At 45.1% G+C, this 14,857-nt stretch carries 18 protein-coding genes; 11 read left to right on the top strand and 7 right to left on the bottom strand.

Annotated elements, in window-relative coordinates; translation table 11 throughout:
• The 3 genes from YWE_RS0111635 to YWE_RS0111645 all read left to right on the top strand — a co-directional run bounded on the left by YWE_RS0111635 (position 1) and on the right by YWE_RS0111645 (position 2,004).
• The gene (locus YWE_RS0111635) at positions 1-777 is read left to right on the top strand and encodes a dimethyl sulfoxide reductase anchor subunit family protein (RefSeq protein WP_029094690.1); all 777 of its coding nucleotides are present in this window, start codon (positions 1-3) and stop codon (positions 775-777) included.
• A 70-nt stretch (positions 778-847) separates the two neighbouring features.
• A complete protein-coding gene (locus YWE_RS0111640) occupies positions 848-1,447 on the top strand; it encodes a molecular chaperone TorD family protein (protein ID WP_029094691.1) in 600 nt (199 codons plus the stop codon).
• A complete protein-coding gene (locus YWE_RS0111645) occupies positions 1,447-2,004 on the top strand; it encodes a 4Fe-4S dicluster domain-containing protein (protein WP_036015831.1) in 558 nt (185 codons plus the stop codon). Before YWE_RS0111640 ends, YWE_RS0111645 begins: the two co-directional genes overlap by 1 nt.
• Positions 2,005-2,179: 175 nt before the next feature.
• On the opposite strand, the gene YWE_RS0111650 is transcribed toward YWE_RS0111645, so the two are convergent.
• On the bottom strand, positions 2,180-2,707 hold the full coding sequence (locus YWE_RS0111650) for a hypothetical protein (protein ID WP_029094693.1): 528 nt from the start codon (positions 2,705-2,707) through the stop codon (positions 2,180-2,182).
• A gap of 310 nt (positions 2,708-3,017) precedes the next feature.
• Here YWE_RS0111650 and YWE_RS0111655 point away from each other — a divergent pair, with 310 nt between their 5' ends.
• Together YWE_RS0111655 and YWE_RS0111660 are read left to right on the top strand one after the other, a co-directional pair.
• Positions 3,018-5,555 (top strand): penicillin acylase family protein, encoded by a 2,538-nt coding sequence (locus YWE_RS0111655; RefSeq protein WP_029094694.1) that lies wholly within the window; start codon positions 3,018-3,020, stop codon positions 5,553-5,555.
• On the top strand, positions 5,546-6,643 hold the full coding sequence (locus YWE_RS0111660; protein ID WP_029094695.1) for an acyltransferase family protein: 1,098 nt from the start codon (positions 5,546-5,548) through the stop codon (positions 6,641-6,643). The genes YWE_RS0111655 and YWE_RS0111660 overlap by 10 nt, the downstream gene beginning before the upstream one ends.
• Positions 6,644-6,673: 30 nt before the next feature.
• On the opposite strand, the gene YWE_RS0111665 is transcribed toward YWE_RS0111660, so the two are convergent.
• From YWE_RS0111665 to YWE_RS0111685, 5 genes are all read right to left on the bottom strand, one after another.
• Positions 6,674-7,120, bottom strand: a complete 447-nt coding sequence (locus YWE_RS0111665) for a hypothetical protein (protein WP_029094696.1) — start codon at positions 7,118-7,120, stop codon at positions 6,674-6,676.
• Positions 7,121-7,528: 408 nt separating this feature from the next.
• Complete coding sequence (locus YWE_RS0111670) at positions 7,529-8,572, bottom strand: phage integrase (RefSeq protein ID WP_029094697.1); 1,044 nt, start codon at positions 8,570-8,572, stop codon at positions 7,529-7,531.
• Positions 8,573-8,577: 5 nt separating this feature from the next.
• Positions 8,578-8,961 (bottom strand): hypothetical protein, encoded by a 384-nt coding sequence (locus YWE_RS0111675; RefSeq protein WP_127526431.1) that lies wholly within the window; start codon positions 8,959-8,961, stop codon positions 8,578-8,580.
• Positions 8,958-9,377: a hypothetical protein gene (locus YWE_RS0111680; RefSeq protein ID WP_029094699.1), complete on the bottom strand. Its 420-nt coding sequence runs from the start codon at positions 9,375-9,377 to the stop codon at positions 8,958-8,960. The genes YWE_RS0111675 and YWE_RS0111680 overlap by 4 nt, the downstream gene beginning before the upstream one ends.
• A gap of 1 nt (position 9,378) precedes the next feature.
• Complete coding sequence (locus YWE_RS0111685) at positions 9,379-9,945, bottom strand: phage repressor protein CI (protein ID WP_036015833.1); 567 nt, start codon at positions 9,943-9,945, stop codon at positions 9,379-9,381.
• Between the two features lie 134 nt (positions 9,946-10,079).
• Between YWE_RS0111685 and YWE_RS0111690 the strand changes: the two genes are divergently transcribed.
• The 4 genes from YWE_RS0111690 (at position 10,080) to YWE_RS0111710 (ending at position 11,830) form a co-directional block, all read left to right on the top strand.
• Positions 10,080-10,304, top strand: a complete 225-nt coding sequence (locus YWE_RS0111690) for a hypothetical protein (protein ID WP_029094701.1) — start codon at positions 10,080-10,082, stop codon at positions 10,302-10,304.
• Between the two features lie 30 nt (positions 10,305-10,334).
• A complete protein-coding gene (locus YWE_RS0111695) occupies positions 10,335-10,844 on the top strand; it encodes a phage regulatory CII family protein (RefSeq protein WP_029094702.1) in 510 nt (169 codons plus the stop codon).
• 263 nt (positions 10,845-11,107) lie between these two features.
• Positions 11,108-11,521, top strand: coding sequence for a hypothetical protein (locus YWE_RS0111705; RefSeq protein ID WP_029094704.1), 414 nt, complete (start codon positions 11,108-11,110; stop codon positions 11,519-11,521).
• Between the two features lie 66 nt (positions 11,522-11,587).
• Positions 11,588-11,830: a DUF2732 family protein gene (locus tag YWE_RS0111710; protein ID WP_036015835.1), complete on the top strand. Its 243-nt coding sequence runs from the start codon at positions 11,588-11,590 to the stop codon at positions 11,828-11,830.
• A gap of 174 nt (positions 11,831-12,004) precedes the next feature.
• On the opposite strand, the gene YWE_RS0111715 is transcribed toward YWE_RS0111710, so the two are convergent.
• Positions 12,005-12,343: a hypothetical protein gene (locus YWE_RS0111715; protein ID WP_029094706.1), complete on the bottom strand. Its 339-nt coding sequence runs from the start codon at positions 12,341-12,343 to the stop codon at positions 12,005-12,007.
• A 26-nt stretch (positions 12,344-12,369) separates the two neighbouring features.
• Between YWE_RS0111715 and YWE_RS27140 the strand changes: the two genes are divergently transcribed.
• Both YWE_RS27140 and YWE_RS30415 read left to right on the top strand, forming a co-directional pair.
• Positions 12,370-14,478, top strand: a complete 2,109-nt coding sequence (locus tag YWE_RS27140) for a replication endonuclease (RefSeq protein WP_127526432.1) — start codon at positions 12,370-12,372, stop codon at positions 14,476-14,478.
• Positions 14,479-14,594: 116 nt separating this feature from the next.
• Positions 14,595-14,750 carry a hypothetical protein gene (locus YWE_RS30415; protein ID WP_154661411.1) on the top strand — a complete coding sequence of 52 codons (156 nt, stop codon included), beginning with the start codon at positions 14,595-14,597 and terminating at the stop codon, positions 14,748-14,750.
• The last annotated feature ends 107 nt before the right edge of the window (positions 14,751-14,857 follow it).

The following is a 14,857-nucleotide window of genomic DNA, read 5'->3' on the forward strand; positions in this document are numbered from 1 at the left end:
ATGCATGAATTACCGTTAGTATTTTTCACCGTATTTGGTCAGAGTGCCGTAGGCCTGCTGTTACTGACGCTGATTAGCGATCGGTGTGGTTTGACTGAGCAACCTCTGTTAAAACGTGCCAGTTTATTGGCTTTCGGCCTGATGGGTATCGGTTTACTTATTGGTACTCTGCACGTCGGGCAGCCGCTGCGGGCGATGAATATGTTATCCGGCCTTGGCCGCTCACCGATGAGCAATGAGATTCTGCTCAGCGGTGCGTTCTTCGGGCTGCTGTGCTGTACGGTTTTCTTCACCTCAGTGAAGAAAAATACCGGTCTGGCTAATATCTTCAATGGTGTGACTATTCTGGTCGGTTTGGCTTTCGCCTGGTCTATCACTCAGGTTTATCAACTGGAAACCGTTGATAACTGGAATACCGTGCATACCTCATTACAAATGTGGTTAACGGTTCTGATCGGCGGTGGAGCCTGTGCGGTATTAGTTGGCGCCCGTCGCGCTGGCGGTGTGTTGTTACTGATTGGCGGAATCATCAGCCTGATAGCCAAGCCGGATTATTTAGGCTTAGTGAATCAAATTTCTCCTCAACTGGCTTCTGCCCAGAACTTATTCTGGAGCGTACAGATTTTCTGTCTGTCGCTGGCGGTGCTGATTGGTGCGATAGCGTTGATTAAAAAGCAAAGCTGTGGCTCAATTCTGTTCTGTGGCGCAGTGGCCGTAGTGATTGGTGAACTGGCAGGCCGGATTGCATTCTATAACCTTTGGGCTGTAGCCATGTAATTTGGCTATCTCCGGCCAACCCCATCGTTCGGGCTGGCCGGATATTATTTTCTCTGAGAAGGCTATTTTTTTGACTCTGCTAAATACTACCGTTCCCCGTATTTTGGGTGCCTGTTTTTATTATCCTCCGCATTCAGACGGGGTTCAGCGCCTAATATTGACACTGCCTGAACTGGCGGATCTCTTTCCGTGGCCGGACGCTGATGCTGTTCGTAAGGCCTGTTCAAGCATCCATCAAATTGATCCTGAGTCACTGGTTTACGATTATTCGATACTGTTTGAAGGGCAGGGGGTTATGCCGGCTCCGCCGTGGAGTTCTGTCTATTTAGAACGGGAAAACTTATTGATGGGCGAATCGACTTTAGCCTATCGTGATTTCCTTGCCAGTCAAGGCATGGTCACGGATACGCAAAACCCGGAGCCTGACGACCATTTTGGCCTGATGCTGATGGCTTTCGCCTATCTGATTGAAGCGGATAAGCCGGAGTCTGCTGCCCGCTTAATCAGCGAGTATTTGCTGCCCTGGGCTGAGCGCTATCTTGAATTGGTGAAACAAACCGAAACTGAGCAGCCGTTTTATCCTGTGCTGGCAGACGTTGCTACGGTTTACTTAAGCCGCCTGAAAGAGCAGATGAATCTTCAGGTCAGCCCTGCAGTTCTCCATCTCTGATGAAAGATCAACGCTACTATAAAGCCTATCTGGAACACCGGACGATTAGCCGCAGGGGCTTATTGCGCGGTATTTTCAAAGGTGCAGGTAGCGTTCCTCCAGCAGACCAAGCCATAAACAGCCTGTGCGTGGCTACGGTCATTCGACCTCCTGGCGCTGTTAGCGAAGCGCTGTTTAACAAAACCTGTACCGGCTGTGCCGATTGCATATCAGCCTGTCCTGAAGGGGTGATAGTCCTCAAGGAACAACGCCCTGAGTTGGACTTTCTCTCCAGCTACTGCAGTCGTTGCGATGCCTGTATTCAGGCCTGTTCTGTCGGGGCTCTGCAAAAGAGTGAGTTTCAGATTAATGCTCGCCCGGCCCTGAATAATCCCTGCCAGAATACCTATATGTACTGTGATAGCTGTGCCGATCGCTGCCAGAAAAAGGCGATACGGTGGCAGAGTAATACGCCGCCGGTTATCCAAAATGCTGACTGTGACGGCTGTGGTGAGTGTGCTTTTGTTTGCCCGGTCAATGCCCTTGAGATGTCAGTAACCCTCGCTCCGGCGACCTAAAATAATTTTTTAACTTTTCATCATACCGGCAGCAGGAGCCCACTAGGTTATTGATACCCCGGCGCAACTGCCTGAGGTAGTGATAGATATTGATCGTCGAATCGGGCGCGATGAACGCCCTTAAGCTGCCATCAGGCGGGAGATTTAGCTGTCTGCCGCCTGAGTCATGAGCGGGTTAGCCGCCAATTTGCACGTGTTCTGGTTGGCCGAATTTATCCTGACCGACCTGTTTTTTCAAATACTCAAGTACCGCATTAGCCGCCGCGTCGTTGCTATATACATCCATATTATTCCAGCTTTCAACGTCATAATAGCTCTGGCTTTTCAGGCTGCCTGACGAGTCAAAATTCTGTGTAAGCAGGGCATTGGCAGCAACTTTCTCTGGGATCATGACGTAGTAAGTTATCGCGGTACAGGATACACCGCCACAGTGCTCGGCTGAGGTGCTCTGTTTTTCCCGATAAACGATATAGTCAGTACCAAGACGGTTTTCCATTCTTATTGATGCCTTATCAATTAACAGGCCACCGGCGGTCCCGTCTTTAAAAACCTGAACCCACTGGGGCTTTTCACTTACCGTCGGAAACGGAATGGTGGAGAAATTATTTACATCATTTTTCGAAATGCCGGAGGCGGCAATAGCGACACCCGGCAGAACGCTCAGGGATAAGGCGAGTAACAACGTTTTTATTTCAGCTTTCATTTTTCACCACTAAGTCAATTTAATGAGAGATATCGATCCTTGGAGTGTCTATTTATATCATGTTCGTAGGACAGATAGCAGGATAACTCGGTTTAAGAAAATATTTTTTGTAGCTTTTTTAGGCTCTCCGCCTATAAACGCTTTATCCTTTCGTTTGTATTTATCAACGGTTTGATTTTCTCAAGGCCAGCGTCATTATTGCCCGTGGGGAACCAAACTGAACATTGGCGATAAACCGATGCTAATCATTAGGTTTATTGTGGCTAATCGTTATAATCACAGCAGAGTTTCAATATGTGCGGGGCAGGATATGAGATTACAGGGAGTATGGCGCTATGGCTTGGTGGGGCTTTTACTGCTGTTAACCGGCTGTCATAGTCTGATTAATCAGCACTATGCTTATACCCTCCCTCAGCACAGCGGACAGGTTAATCTGTCGGGGCTGAATCAGCCGGTCAGCGTCGGCTACAACGAGTTTGGCGTTCCGCTGATTAAAGGCCAGAATTTGGATGACGTTTATCTTATCTGGGGCTATCTGCACGCCTCCGAGCGCATCAATCATATGGTTCTGATGCGTCTTACGGCTGAAGGCCGACTAGCTGAATATATGGGGGAGAGTGCCCTCAGCATTGACAGCTTTATGCGTAAAATGCGTTTTCGACAGGCGGCGGAAAAGCTTTATCAGCAAACCAGTGAAGAAAATCGCCGCTATCTGCAAGCCTACGCCCGCGGAGTCAATCTATGGCTAAACAGCCATCAGGACAAACTGCCGATGGATCTGGCGGCGGCTGACTATCAGGTTCCGCCTTGGCTCCCGACTGATGCAATCTTGATTCTTTCGCTGGCTAATTTTGGTCTGGCGGGCAATTTGCATGAAGAGATCGATAGCCTGATTATTGCTCAGCAGCTGGGCGCTGAACGACTTCCGTGGCTGTTTCCCGTCTATCCTGATGAACCTCTTCCTCACGACGAAGCCCGTAAACTACAGGGGCTTAATTTAGCGCCGCTACAGCAAGAGGCTGAACAGCTGAAGCTGGTAAGCCAGTCCTTGAATAATATTCACCTTCATGACGTTATGGCCTCCAATAACTGGGCAGTAACGCCGGATCTGACTGAGAACGGCGGGACTCTGCTGGCTAACGATACCCATCTGCCCATCGGATTACCGTCGCTGTGGAGCATGGTTCAAATAGAGACCCCGGAGTGGCAGGTAGCGGGGGCTTCTATCCCCGGTATTCCTGCGATTGTGCTGGGGGCTACTCCGCATCTTGGCTGGGGCTATACCATGGTTATAGCTGATAATCAGGATCTGTTTCTGGAACAGCTGCGTTCGTCAGATCGGGGGCCGGAATATCTGTATAAAGGCCAATGGCTGCCGGTTAAACAAACCAAAGAAATCTTTCACGTTAAGGGGGCTGCGGACGTAAGCGAAAATCTGTATGAAACCCGGCACGGTATTTTGCTGAATGAATCGCTGAAAAACCGCAGCTACCTGCTACAGCCGCTGACGGTTGAATCCCGTTACGGTATTGCGCTAAGCACGCTTTCACCGTTAGCAAATGACAACAGTATTAATGCGCTGATGGCGATTCCTCATCAACGCCGGGTGCCTCAGGCGATGGCGTTGGCCCGCCAAATTAACGTTATTTCCGTCAATATGCTATTAGCGGATAAGCAGCAGATAGGCTGGCAGCTTACCGGCAGCTATCCGCAGCGCAAAAAGGGCGTGGGGTTATTTCCCTCTCCGGGCTGGAACGGCGAGTATGACTGGCTAGGCAGCGTGTCGGAGAAGCAGTATCCGTCGGCGCTAAAAACCGAGCAGGGTTGGTTAGCCAGCGCGAATAATCGGGTGGTTGAGAAAGGCTTTCCGATTAACTTCTCCCAGACTTGGGCGCATCCGGAACGTTTTGAGCGCATAGCAACGCTGCTCGGTGAAACCAACCGGCATAACTTTTCGACCACTAAACGGATGCAGTACGATCGGTTGGATCCGATGGTAGCCAAACTGCAAACCTATCTGGCCGATCCTGCATTGCGTCAGGCGATGGCTAATCTGCCACAGCCGGAGCAGCAGCGGGCTACTCTGGCTCATGCCCGACTGATGGAGTTTGACGGGGTACTGAAGGCGGATAGCGCAGCGGCGGCGCTGTATAATCTGTTTCTGACGCAGTTTAACCATCAGCTGTTTGCCGATGCTTTTGCTGAACATCCACAGGCGTGGAATGCCTTCGTTGAAAGCGCTAAATCGTACTCAGCTATGGCCGATCATCTGCTGCAGGACGATAGCCAAATTAGTGCCAGCCCGTTTTGGAATAAGGCCGACCCTGTTCGCAGCGGTAAAGCCAATATTATTGCCTACTCGCTGGCTGCGGCCCAGAAAGAAGGGGAGAAGCTGCTTGGAGTCGACTACTCCGGCTGGCAATGGGGAAAACTGCATACCTATAAGTGGAATAGCCTGTCATCACAGGTAGCCGCTTACTTACCCGAAGAACAGCAGAAAATGATTGCCCGCCTTGATAGCTATCTGAATCGGGGCCCTTATCCTGCGGGTGGCAATATTAATACTATCAATATTGCCAGCTACAGCATGGGGAAGAATTTCGACACTCTGTTGATTCCCTCTATGCGGCTGATTGTTGATTTCAGTCAGAAGGATCCGGTGTGGGTAATGAACAATGCGGGCCAATCCGCTAATCCGGCCAGTCCGCACTATGCGGATAATATTAATGGCTGGCTGGAAGGGGAGTATCAAAACTTACCGTTTAGTCAAAGTGGTCAGCAACGGGAATATGGTGATAACCGGCTGTGTTTCTTACCTGAATCGGCTGCCGGAGTATCATGTCCTTAATTTCGCTGTTTGAGCGCTTTACCCCGATTGAGCCGGAGGTTTCTCGCCAGCTCGATATGCTGCGAGGCTTCAGCACCGCGATGGTGCTGTTTTGCCATGCCTATTTGCTGTTTCTCTATCCGGTGTGGCCGGCGATTATGCTGCCGGTCTATCTGTTTGCTCACGCTTGGGTGATGTCGCTGTTTGTTCTCAGCGGTTTTTTAATCTGCAAATCAGCCTGCTATAACATCCAGCAGAATCACCAATTTAACCTGAAGCGGTATGCATTTTCCCGCATAAACCGGATTGCCCCGCCGTTCTACTTCGGTTGTGCAGTGCTGCTACTCATTTATCTGATATCGCCGTGGTTTTTCGCCAGCGGCAGCCGTGAGTTAGCGGTGATTAGCGACACCATGAGTCAGGCCAAAATGGTGCTGGACGCAAAAAGCTTCGGCGGCGTTCTGCTGTTTATGAACGGGTTTCTAACCGAAACGCCGGCCAGTAACTTCTCTTTCTGGTCGCTGCCGTTTGAAGTCTGGTTCTACGTGCTGTTCGGGCTGATGCTCTGGCCGAAAAACCGCATCGCCATGGTTGCCGCGGTCGTATTGCTGATTGTCTTAAGCCTGCTTAATTACGCCTTTTGGTTTTATACTCTTACCTGGTGCGGCGGAGCGGCAGCCGCTCTGTTGCATAGCCATCAGCGGCGGCTGAAATCCACTGTACTGATGGCCATTGTGGCAATAGGCTGCCTGATGTTATTGGCCCTGGCTGCCGCCGGTTGGTTTTTACTGCCCGCCAGCGTAGATAAACAGAAGCTACTGTTAACCTTATTCGGCACCCTGTGCGGCATTGGCTTTTGCCTGCTGTTTTATAAAATGAGTTTTCAGCAATGGCGTATTCGCCTGCCCGGCTATCGCTTAGCCAGAAGCTCGTACAGTATCTATATCCTGCATTTTCCTTTGCTGCTGTTTATCTATGGCATCGTGCAGCCTTATATCTATCACAGCCCCTTGGTGTTGCTGGCTTCTACGCTGGTTATTGCCTGTCTGGTGATGTTAATCGGGCTGGTGGCGGGGCGGTATATTGAGCGGTTGAAGGTTTTTTCGTGAGGTTGGGGGCTTAAAATTGGTTACTGGTTGTCATCGGTTTTTAGTACATAAGGCTGAAATTTGCCCATAAATTTTTTGGAAGTCTTTTAGGGCAGCAACTGCATTGTTTAAATCTTCTTTGTCCTTTGTTTCTACGTAGTGGTGCGCAATTGAATAAAAAGGCATTACGCTCATTACTAATTTATTACCTAAATATGCAGGATTACTTTCGCTGACATCTTTATATTTAGAGTGGATTTTCATTAATTTGGTTAGGCGCGGTGTAAAATTAGATTCAGACCATTTTTCAAAATCCTCAAGTGATGCTGTGGCTTCCCATAGGTCTTTACCATCTTTTGATTCAGATGCTTTACTTATATCTTGTATTAAATAGCTTGAGTTTATAGCCATGTTCATTGCTGCGATGCAATCTTGTTGGTGGCTAGCAACAGTTATTATCGGAAATGTTAATAAAACAACGCCTAGAATTTTTTTCATATAGTCCCTTATTTAAATGACTTCTAGCAAATCATAACTATTATTACTAATAGAAATCATATCATTCCCGCCGCACTCAAATGAAATTTTCAGCCCGCTACTGTTAACATGGAACCGCTTAAACCTTCATTTTACCTAACGAGCCTAGCGACACGCCAGTTTCATTGATAGGTGTTTCGTTTTCTTTGGTGATCAATAAAGTTGTGTGGACGTGATGTGGGCAATTGGCTTTAGACAACAAAAAGCCCACTTGATAAAGTGGGCTTAACTATCTGTATTTACTACTAAAATTTGGTGGCCCCTGCTGGACTTGAACCAGCGACCAAGCGATTATGAGAAGGGTGTAAGCAATATAAAAATCAATAAGTTATAGCAATTACAATAACTTAAATCATGATTGAAGGGGGTTTATGAATGGTTATTAGTGGTGGCTATCGCCATTTTATCGCCATTCTCTAGAGGGTTCAGTTTTACCACATCTTCTAAATGGTCAGGCGCAAAATGTGCATAGCGCATTGTCATTGTGATATCTCTATGCCCTAACACGCGCTGAAGAACTAAGATATTTCCACCACCCATCATGAAGTGGCTAGCGAAGGTATGGCGAAGTACGTGCGACAGTTGCCCGGCAGGTAGTTCTATACCCGTTCTTTTTAATGCAGACCTGAATGCATCATAGCATCTGATGAACAACCGGCCATTTTTCTTAGGTATGCTTTTGTATAGTTCTTGGGAAATTGGTATTGATCTGTTTCGCTTCCCTTTAGTTTTAACAAAGGTCACTCTAAACTCTGTCAGGTTTGCGCCTGTTAGATCTTCCGCTTCACCCCATCGCGCCCCAGTAGCCAACGCAATTTTCACTACCGTTAGTAAGTCTTTAGACTGACTTTTAGCACACTCACTTAAAAGCGCTTGAATTTGGTCATGGTTTAAAAATGCCATTTCCTGTTCATTCGTTCGGAACTCTCGAACGTCTTTTAATGGGTTGTCATAACCCCATTCACCTAGCCGCCGTAACTCATTAAACATAGCCCTTAAATATGAAAGTTCTAGATTTAATGTTCTAGGGGCCACCATGGTTACCCGTGGGGTTCTTGCGTGTTCTCCCTGTAACCTAAGCTCCCGATATTTTGAGAAATCGCGGGCAGAGAATGAGACTGCCGGAGGATTGCCGAGAACTTTACATATATGAAGCATCGCCCCATGCCTTCTAAGTCCATCGGCCAAGGTACGGCCATGCGCGTTATACCAAAGTTCGACAATATCGGTCAGTGTCCTTTTATCTTCTTTCTCACCTAACCACGGCTTATCATTGACCTGATCCATTATGTGACTTTCATAGGCCATAGCTTCGCTTTTGGTCGGGAACTGTTTGCGGAGTCTCCGACCATTTGCGCCGTGGGGGTAGCATTCACATAGCCATTTTCCTGATGATAATTTTCTAACAGCCATATTGACTATTGTCCCGAATTCCAAAAGGATGGGTTAAAAATAGTGTTAACTTCAAATAGTGAGCTTTTTACAGCCTCATACAAAGGGTAGAGGGCATTGTCTGCAGTGAATGGATAAACATCAACAACCACTCCTAGATGATTATATTTCACAATAGATAGTCGAAATAATGAACCTAAAAATGTTGTATCATTTTCGCTGTCATATAAAGTCTGTCTTTGTTCATATAAGGCAAATACAGTGCCGTTAAAATTAGCTTCATAATAATATGGGATATAATTCTCTGTTTTTTCAGTTATTATCCTTGGGGGGAATTTCATTTCCCACTTCAGCATATTATCTAATGTGAGTTTTAATAGGTTGCTAATAACAAAGTTTTCATCATTCATTTTAATATGTCCCATTCTTGATCTTTAATATAATGTTCAATGGCTTTTGATAGAGAATTAGCCTCATAATAAATATCAATTAATTCATTTCTGGTTTTCCCTCTTAAGTTTTTAGAACTATTAATCCATTCAGTTATTCTAGTTTTTAATTCTGAATTGACTTTCTGTGATATATTTTCAAATGTTGATTGTAAGCATGAAATTTTATTTAAAAAATCATCAGATTTTGTAATGTCATCATTTATAAATGGCCCCATGGCGTTGAGATCCTTTATCATGGATTTATAAAGAACAGGAAGCCTTGCTTTCTTCATAAATATATCTTTTACATGGGCTAAACGATATGCAATATAAATAGTAATAGCCACTCCAATTAAACTAACAATATCAGTTATAGAGCTAAGGGTAATAGTCATTTTAATATACCGTGGTTTTACTAAAAATTTTGGCTAAGAGCGTTACATCCTCAATCATACAATCAAACGGAATTTTTATCCCTCCGCCACTAATGCGGATTTTCTTTATTGGAATTCTAGCTAAATCATATACTCCAATTTTTCCTTCAATATCAATAAGCCATTTACCATCATCAATATTAGTAAATATTCTATCAACAATGTAAGTTGTATTATCTTCAGTAATGCATTGTGGTGACTGTAAACCACTCGGTAAAAATGACTTATCAAACATCAGAAAGTTACTTGCTGTTAGCTTGCCATCTAATAACGTAAATTTTTCAAGTGAGATTACATCTCTTCTACCATCCTCAAACATTACGCCTTCACCAGTTGCGAGCCATCGTAGAGAGGCTCCGGTTTCTAATGCGCATTGGATTACGTAATCAGCAGGGAAGCTATCCCGCGTGTATCTGTTGGCTAGTGTGCTACTGGTAATTCCAAGTTGTTCACATAATGATGTTTTAGTTTTAAATCCATACGCCACAACCATGCGATCTATTGCCGCTCGGCCACCATAATGAAACATAATTACTCCCAAAATGTGAGTTTATTTGATTGACTTAATCATTTTGAAAGATTATTGTTGCCTTGATTTCTCACAAAATGATGATAGAACCTCATTAACCCCAATTAATGAGATACAACCGGAGATAATGCCCTATGCGTCCAGTTATCGCAATTAGTATCACTTCGCCCTATGTCACTTTAGAAAAGTGGCTAGAAATGTCCGGCATGAAAGAACAGACCGCCCGCGACATGATTAAGCAAAATCGCATTCCAACAAAGCCAACTCCTAAGGGTAAAACGCGCTCACTTGTTGAAATCAACGTAGCCGCCATGACCGTTGAAGCTCTCAAGGGCTATGACGTTAATGTTAACGCCTAATAATATTGTCTGCTTTTAGGGGTTTTGAATATGTTTGATTCATTGATTAACAAACATTTTGATTCAGCTTGTCGTCGCTTCCATGGCGCACATAACGCAGAAGAACTAGCGCCACTGGTTAGCATTCGGGCGCAGGTACTCCGCAACAAGTTGAACCCAGACCAACCGCACCATTTAACTGCCGTTGAAGTAGTGCGGTTAACGGTTGTTACTGGTGACCGGTCATTGATTGATGGCTTATTAATGCAAGCCGGTTGCCTCCCATCTGTGCCTTATTCCTCAGTACCAGAAGATCTGGACATTCTGACATTAAACGCCGTTTCTTCTATCGGTGTTATTGCCGGTGAAGTGTCAGGCATAAAGAACGGCGAGCGGATTACCCAGACCCGCAAAAATAAGATTTTAGAGCGCGTGAGCTACGTCATCGCGTGTTCGTCAATGATTGCGATCTCTTTAGAGTCGCGCTTTCACTCCACGCCCAGCATTGCCGCCGCCATTGATATGGTTAGTTCGATCGGCATGATGCCGGGTTTATCTTGAGGTTATAACGATGCAACAAACATCATTAGCCCGGCTACTTGCGCGAGACCAATCCGGCATTAGTAATCCTGTTATAACGATTACACACGGTAAACGTTCAGAGGGTTGGTTAACTCTGCCGAGCGGCCGCACTGTGGCCCCGCGTCCATCCCTTATCACTTTTACCCCTGAACCAATAGTTTTTACTAATAGCTTAAAGATTCGCTTTGTTAAAAAGGCACGTCAGTGCGGTTTGGGCTTTCTGTTTATGAGTGGTGTCCGTCATGAATAAACTCACTGTTGTTTCAACTCCAAGCGCTAGATCGGCTGATGTATGGCTTTCAATATTGCGTCAGCAAGTTACCGGCAACCACAGCCGCGCCGGTGCGCTCTGGGATAAGTTAAAGCCTTATCAGCGTGACATGCTGATCTTTGCTGCTCGGCTGCCAAAGTCGGCCACTAAACGTTTATGGCGTGAATTTACGCGTGAAGACATGCGCGCAATTTACCGTGGCTTAAAACGTTTATTTATTTTAAAAGCAATATTCGACGGTTGCCCTGAATCAGATTTTATTCCTGCTGCTGATTGGGGCGGATTGAGTATTAATCCAAAAGAAATTAATCAAAGTAAAACTAATAACGTAGTTGCTGAGTTAAATAATAAAGCGGAGTTGTTAAATAAAATTCTGAATCACTAATTAATTAGTCTGGTTTTGTATGGCGTAAATCGTCAGGGATTCGTTTTATCTAAATTTGAGGTTTGTATGTTTGAGAATATTAAATTAATGCATGAGCACAATAACAGGGTCAATGCCGACCAGTTACAAGTGTTATTAAAAAATACCCGTAACGATGAGCGCAAGAATATTGCAACGTTAATGACTGTTAAGTTTGAGTTATTAGCGGCTCATATTCGCAATGAAAATATGACCGCTGCGCAGGTAGCGGATTTATTAAATCTTGAATCTGAGAAGATTAAATATGAGGTGTTAGAAAATGATAATTAAGAAATTAAATCGATTTGATTTCTTAACCTCTTTGAATGCGCATAGTGCTTACGCTCGGTTATCCTAGTCATGCTAATAAGTACGCCTTACCTGATTAACTATAGTGGAACTATAGGTAGTTCTGTTATGCCGGTCTTTTCTAAGAGAAAACCGGCTGATAGGTCAATTGGGTTTTTATTCATTCTTTGGGGCGTTCTTTGGAATATCTTGAATATTCAGTTCGCCTTTTTCTATAGCCGCTTTAATGGCCGGAATTGCAAAAACCGCATCATATCCCCGGAATGTAGCATCTGGTGCAATTATGTTGACCAAGCCCAGAGCGCTCAAAAATTCAGAGATTTCTACATAGTCGCCCAAGCCCCCGCCAGTAATCGAACGGTAAATAAAACCATCATGATAGATGGCGACAGGGTAAGGCATCATATCAACCTCTTCATCGTTCTCTTTCAGCCACTCTGTGATCTTTCCATCGTAATCAGGCCGCGAGCTATCGCGAGTGTATCTGTGTTCCATGTTAAGTACCTTTTGGTGGTGACGCTGTGAATTTTTCTTTCTCAAATATCATAACGGAAACATTGCCGCCGGGCCATCAATGGGCTTATCCGTGGAATGCTCCTCTGCCGCCAATATCGCGGCCAGATATTTCTACTTTTGATATTGAAGAAAAAGAAAAATTCATAGGGCGCTTATTGGCAGCTCGGAGCCGGGTGGCCGCATTCCCTAAATTTATACAAGCTCCAATTAATAAACGTATTGATGATATAGAGCGTAGCCAAGGCATTAAAAAAGCAAATGCACATTTGTTAAACCATGTCATTTTGCGAACCGCGCCCCGCCTTGAGCTGATTGCTGAGAAATACAAAATTAATCGAGATTCGTTTGTTACTGCTGAATTACGCCGTGATTTTAATAATCTTCCGGATATGGATAGTAAGCGCCGAGATGAATTAGCATTTAGGATTGCCGCCTATTTAAATATGGAAATGTCTTTGATTGCTGATGAAACGGCAGGGGAGCCACCTCACCGCGTAGCTTTTGAAACTTATAGCCGCATAGCCAATATAGCGAGAGCATTTAATCAAGTTCCACCAGGATTTTCATCTTGGGAAAAAGGCTCGTTAGAACCTGATGCCGCTATTTCGGCCTTATTTAGATTAACGTCCGAAAATTGGTGGCGTAGACGATTGAAGCGGTTTGCAGATCTCTGGCGTGAGCATTTGCAGATCGGGTTGGGGAATGTGAGTAAAAAAACCTCCGCTTATTGTAGCCGTACAACTCAATTTGAATGGAAGGAGCAGCGCAGGCGCACCCGTGAGTTTTTGGAGTCTATGCAACTGGAAGATGAAGAAGGCAACAGGATATCGTTAATAGAAAAATATGATGGCTCTAATGCTAACCCGGAGATCCGCCGCTGTGAAATGATGACCCGGATCCGTGGGTTTGAAAATGTCAGTTTGGAGTTGGGTTATGTAGCAGATTTTTATACTTTAACCGCCCCATCAAAATATCATGCTACAACATCAGCGGGGTATAAAAACAGAAAGTGGCAAGGAAGTAATCCGGCTGATACTCAGCGTTATTTGTGTGGGGTATGGGCAAAGATTCGAGCGAAATTAGCGCGTGATGGGTTGCCTATCTTTGGGATCCGGGTGGCCGAGCCGCACCATGACGGCACGCCTCACTGGCATATGCTTATATTTATGCGGCCATCTGATGTAGATGCTATCCGTTTGGTGATGCGTGGGCATGCCATGAGTGAGGATTTTGAAGAGCTACGCAGCGATAAGGCCAAGAAAGCGCGATTCTATGTAGAGCCTATCGATCCCGATAAGGGAAGTGCGACGGGTTATGTTGCTAAGTATATATCTAAAAATATCGATGGTTACGCACTGGATGGGGAGATTGATGCTGATACAAAAGAGCCATTAAAAGAAGCTGCATTAGCCGCTAGTGCGTGGGCTAGTCGCTGGCGTATCCGTCAATTTCAATTTATTGGCGGTGCGCCTGTTTCTGTTTATCGGGAATTACGGCGTATGGCCGATACGGATACCGCCAAGGCTTTAGATCTTGATTTTGCAGCGGTGCATGATGCGGCTGATAAAGGCGCTTGGGGGGAATATGTAAAAGCTCAGGGTGGGCCGTTCGTTAAGCGCCGAGAGCTGATAGTTAGTCTTGTGTATGAATTAAAGGAAGGTGCTAGCGAGTACGGTGAGGACGTTAAAAAGATATTTGGTGTCCAGTGTTCCCATGTTCCGGGATCGCCAATTAGAACTCGAATCAAAGAATGGAAGATAGTATCTAAAATTTCCGATGAAGCTAAGGCCACCTCGGTTTTAGCCCTTGCTTTTGAACTTGACCTAAACGGCGCTTTTGCGCCGTCTCGGAGTTCTGTCAATAACTGTACGGAGCCACAGCGAAGGGTTAGCAGAAATATCGAGTTGCAGTTAAAAAGCCGGGGAGAAACCGGCGACCCGGAACAGGTTTCTATCTTAATCCGTGGCGGTATTTTGAAAACCGACCCCGGCAAGGGGCTGAGGATTGCAAATAATCAGCTTATCGATGTGAGGATCGGGTTAGATGTGGGCCGAGTTTATAGGGCATCTAATGAGAGGGATGTTGAAAAGGCATTTAACGACTTAGGTATTTGATATTTTACTTATTGTTATTTATATGATTTATATCATCATCAATAAAAAATCATTAAGTAATGGACAACAACATTAAGTTGTTTTACTGTATTAATATACAGTATTTAAGGGGCGAAATGGGATTGGATTTTAAACAATCGGTTGCAGTTGAACGAGCAGAGCTATTAGTTAGGCTGATTGTTGATGTGAAATGTTCAGAACGGGACAAGGAGATTGCAATTGCTTGGATCGCTGATACTTTAAATGAGCTTAAGGCTCATGATAGTTTGTAAAGGCAATAATATTAAAAAGAATTATACATGTTACTAAACATGACCTCGTCAATAGAACTTACGGTGAACATCCGCTAAACTATCGCTTAACCTCAATAGATAGAGAT

Origin of the sequence: Budvicia aquatica DSM 5075 = ATCC 35567 (genome assembly GCF_000427805.1) — a bacterium.
Taxonomy (GTDB): Bacteria; Pseudomonadota; Gammaproteobacteria; order Enterobacterales; family Enterobacteriaceae; genus Budvicia; species Budvicia aquatica.

Bases quoted from the DNA above. Each gene is read 5' to 3' on its own strand.
- YWE_RS0111635 (WP_029094690.1), top strand. From the start codon at position 1: ATGCATGAATTACCGTTAGTATTTTTCACCGTATTTGGTCAGAGTGCC.
- YWE_RS0111645 (WP_036015831.1), top strand. From the start codon at position 1,447: ATGAAAGATCAACGCTACTATAAAGCCTATCTGGAACACCGGACGATT.
- YWE_RS0111650 (WP_029094693.1), bottom strand. From the start codon at position 2,707: ATGAAAGCTGAAATAAAAACGTTGTTACTCGCCTTATCCCTGAGCGTT.
- YWE_RS0111655 (WP_029094694.1), top strand. From the start codon at position 3,018: ATGAGATTACAGGGAGTATGGCGCTATGGCTTGGTGGGGCTTTTACTG.
- YWE_RS0111660 (WP_029094695.1), top strand. From the start codon at position 5,546: ATGTCCTTAATTTCGCTGTTTGAGCGCTTTACCCCGATTGAGCCGGAG.
- YWE_RS0111665 (WP_029094696.1), bottom strand. From the start codon at position 7,120: ATGAAAAAAATTCTAGGCGTTGTTTTATTAACATTTCCGATAATAACT.
- YWE_RS0111670 (WP_029094697.1), bottom strand. From the start codon at position 8,572: ATGGCTGTTAGAAAATTATCATCAGGAAAATGGCTATGTGAATGCTAC.
- YWE_RS0111675 (WP_127526431.1), bottom strand. From the start codon at position 8,961: ATGAATGATGAAAACTTTGTTATTAGCAACCTATTAAAACTCACATTA.
- YWE_RS0111680 (WP_029094699.1), bottom strand. From the start codon at position 9,377: ATGACTATTACCCTTAGCTCTATAACTGATATTGTTAGTTTAATTGGA.
- YWE_RS0111685 (WP_036015833.1), bottom strand. From the start codon at position 9,945: ATGTTTCATTATGGTGGCCGAGCGGCAATAGATCGCATGGTTGTGGCG.
- YWE_RS0111690 (WP_029094701.1), top strand. From the start codon at position 10,080: ATGCGTCCAGTTATCGCAATTAGTATCACTTCGCCCTATGTCACTTTA.
- YWE_RS0111695 (WP_029094702.1), top strand. From the start codon at position 10,335: ATGTTTGATTCATTGATTAACAAACATTTTGATTCAGCTTGTCGTCGC.
- YWE_RS0111705 (WP_029094704.1), top strand. From the start codon at position 11,108: ATGAATAAACTCACTGTTGTTTCAACTCCAAGCGCTAGATCGGCTGAT.
- YWE_RS0111710 (WP_036015835.1), top strand. From the start codon at position 11,588: ATGTTTGAGAATATTAAATTAATGCATGAGCACAATAACAGGGTCAAT.
- YWE_RS0111715 (WP_029094706.1), bottom strand. From the start codon at position 12,343: ATGGAACACAGATACACTCGCGATAGCTCGCGGCCTGATTACGATGGA.
- YWE_RS30415 (WP_154661411.1), top strand. From the start codon at position 14,595: ATGGGATTGGATTTTAAACAATCGGTTGCAGTTGAACGAGCAGAGCTA.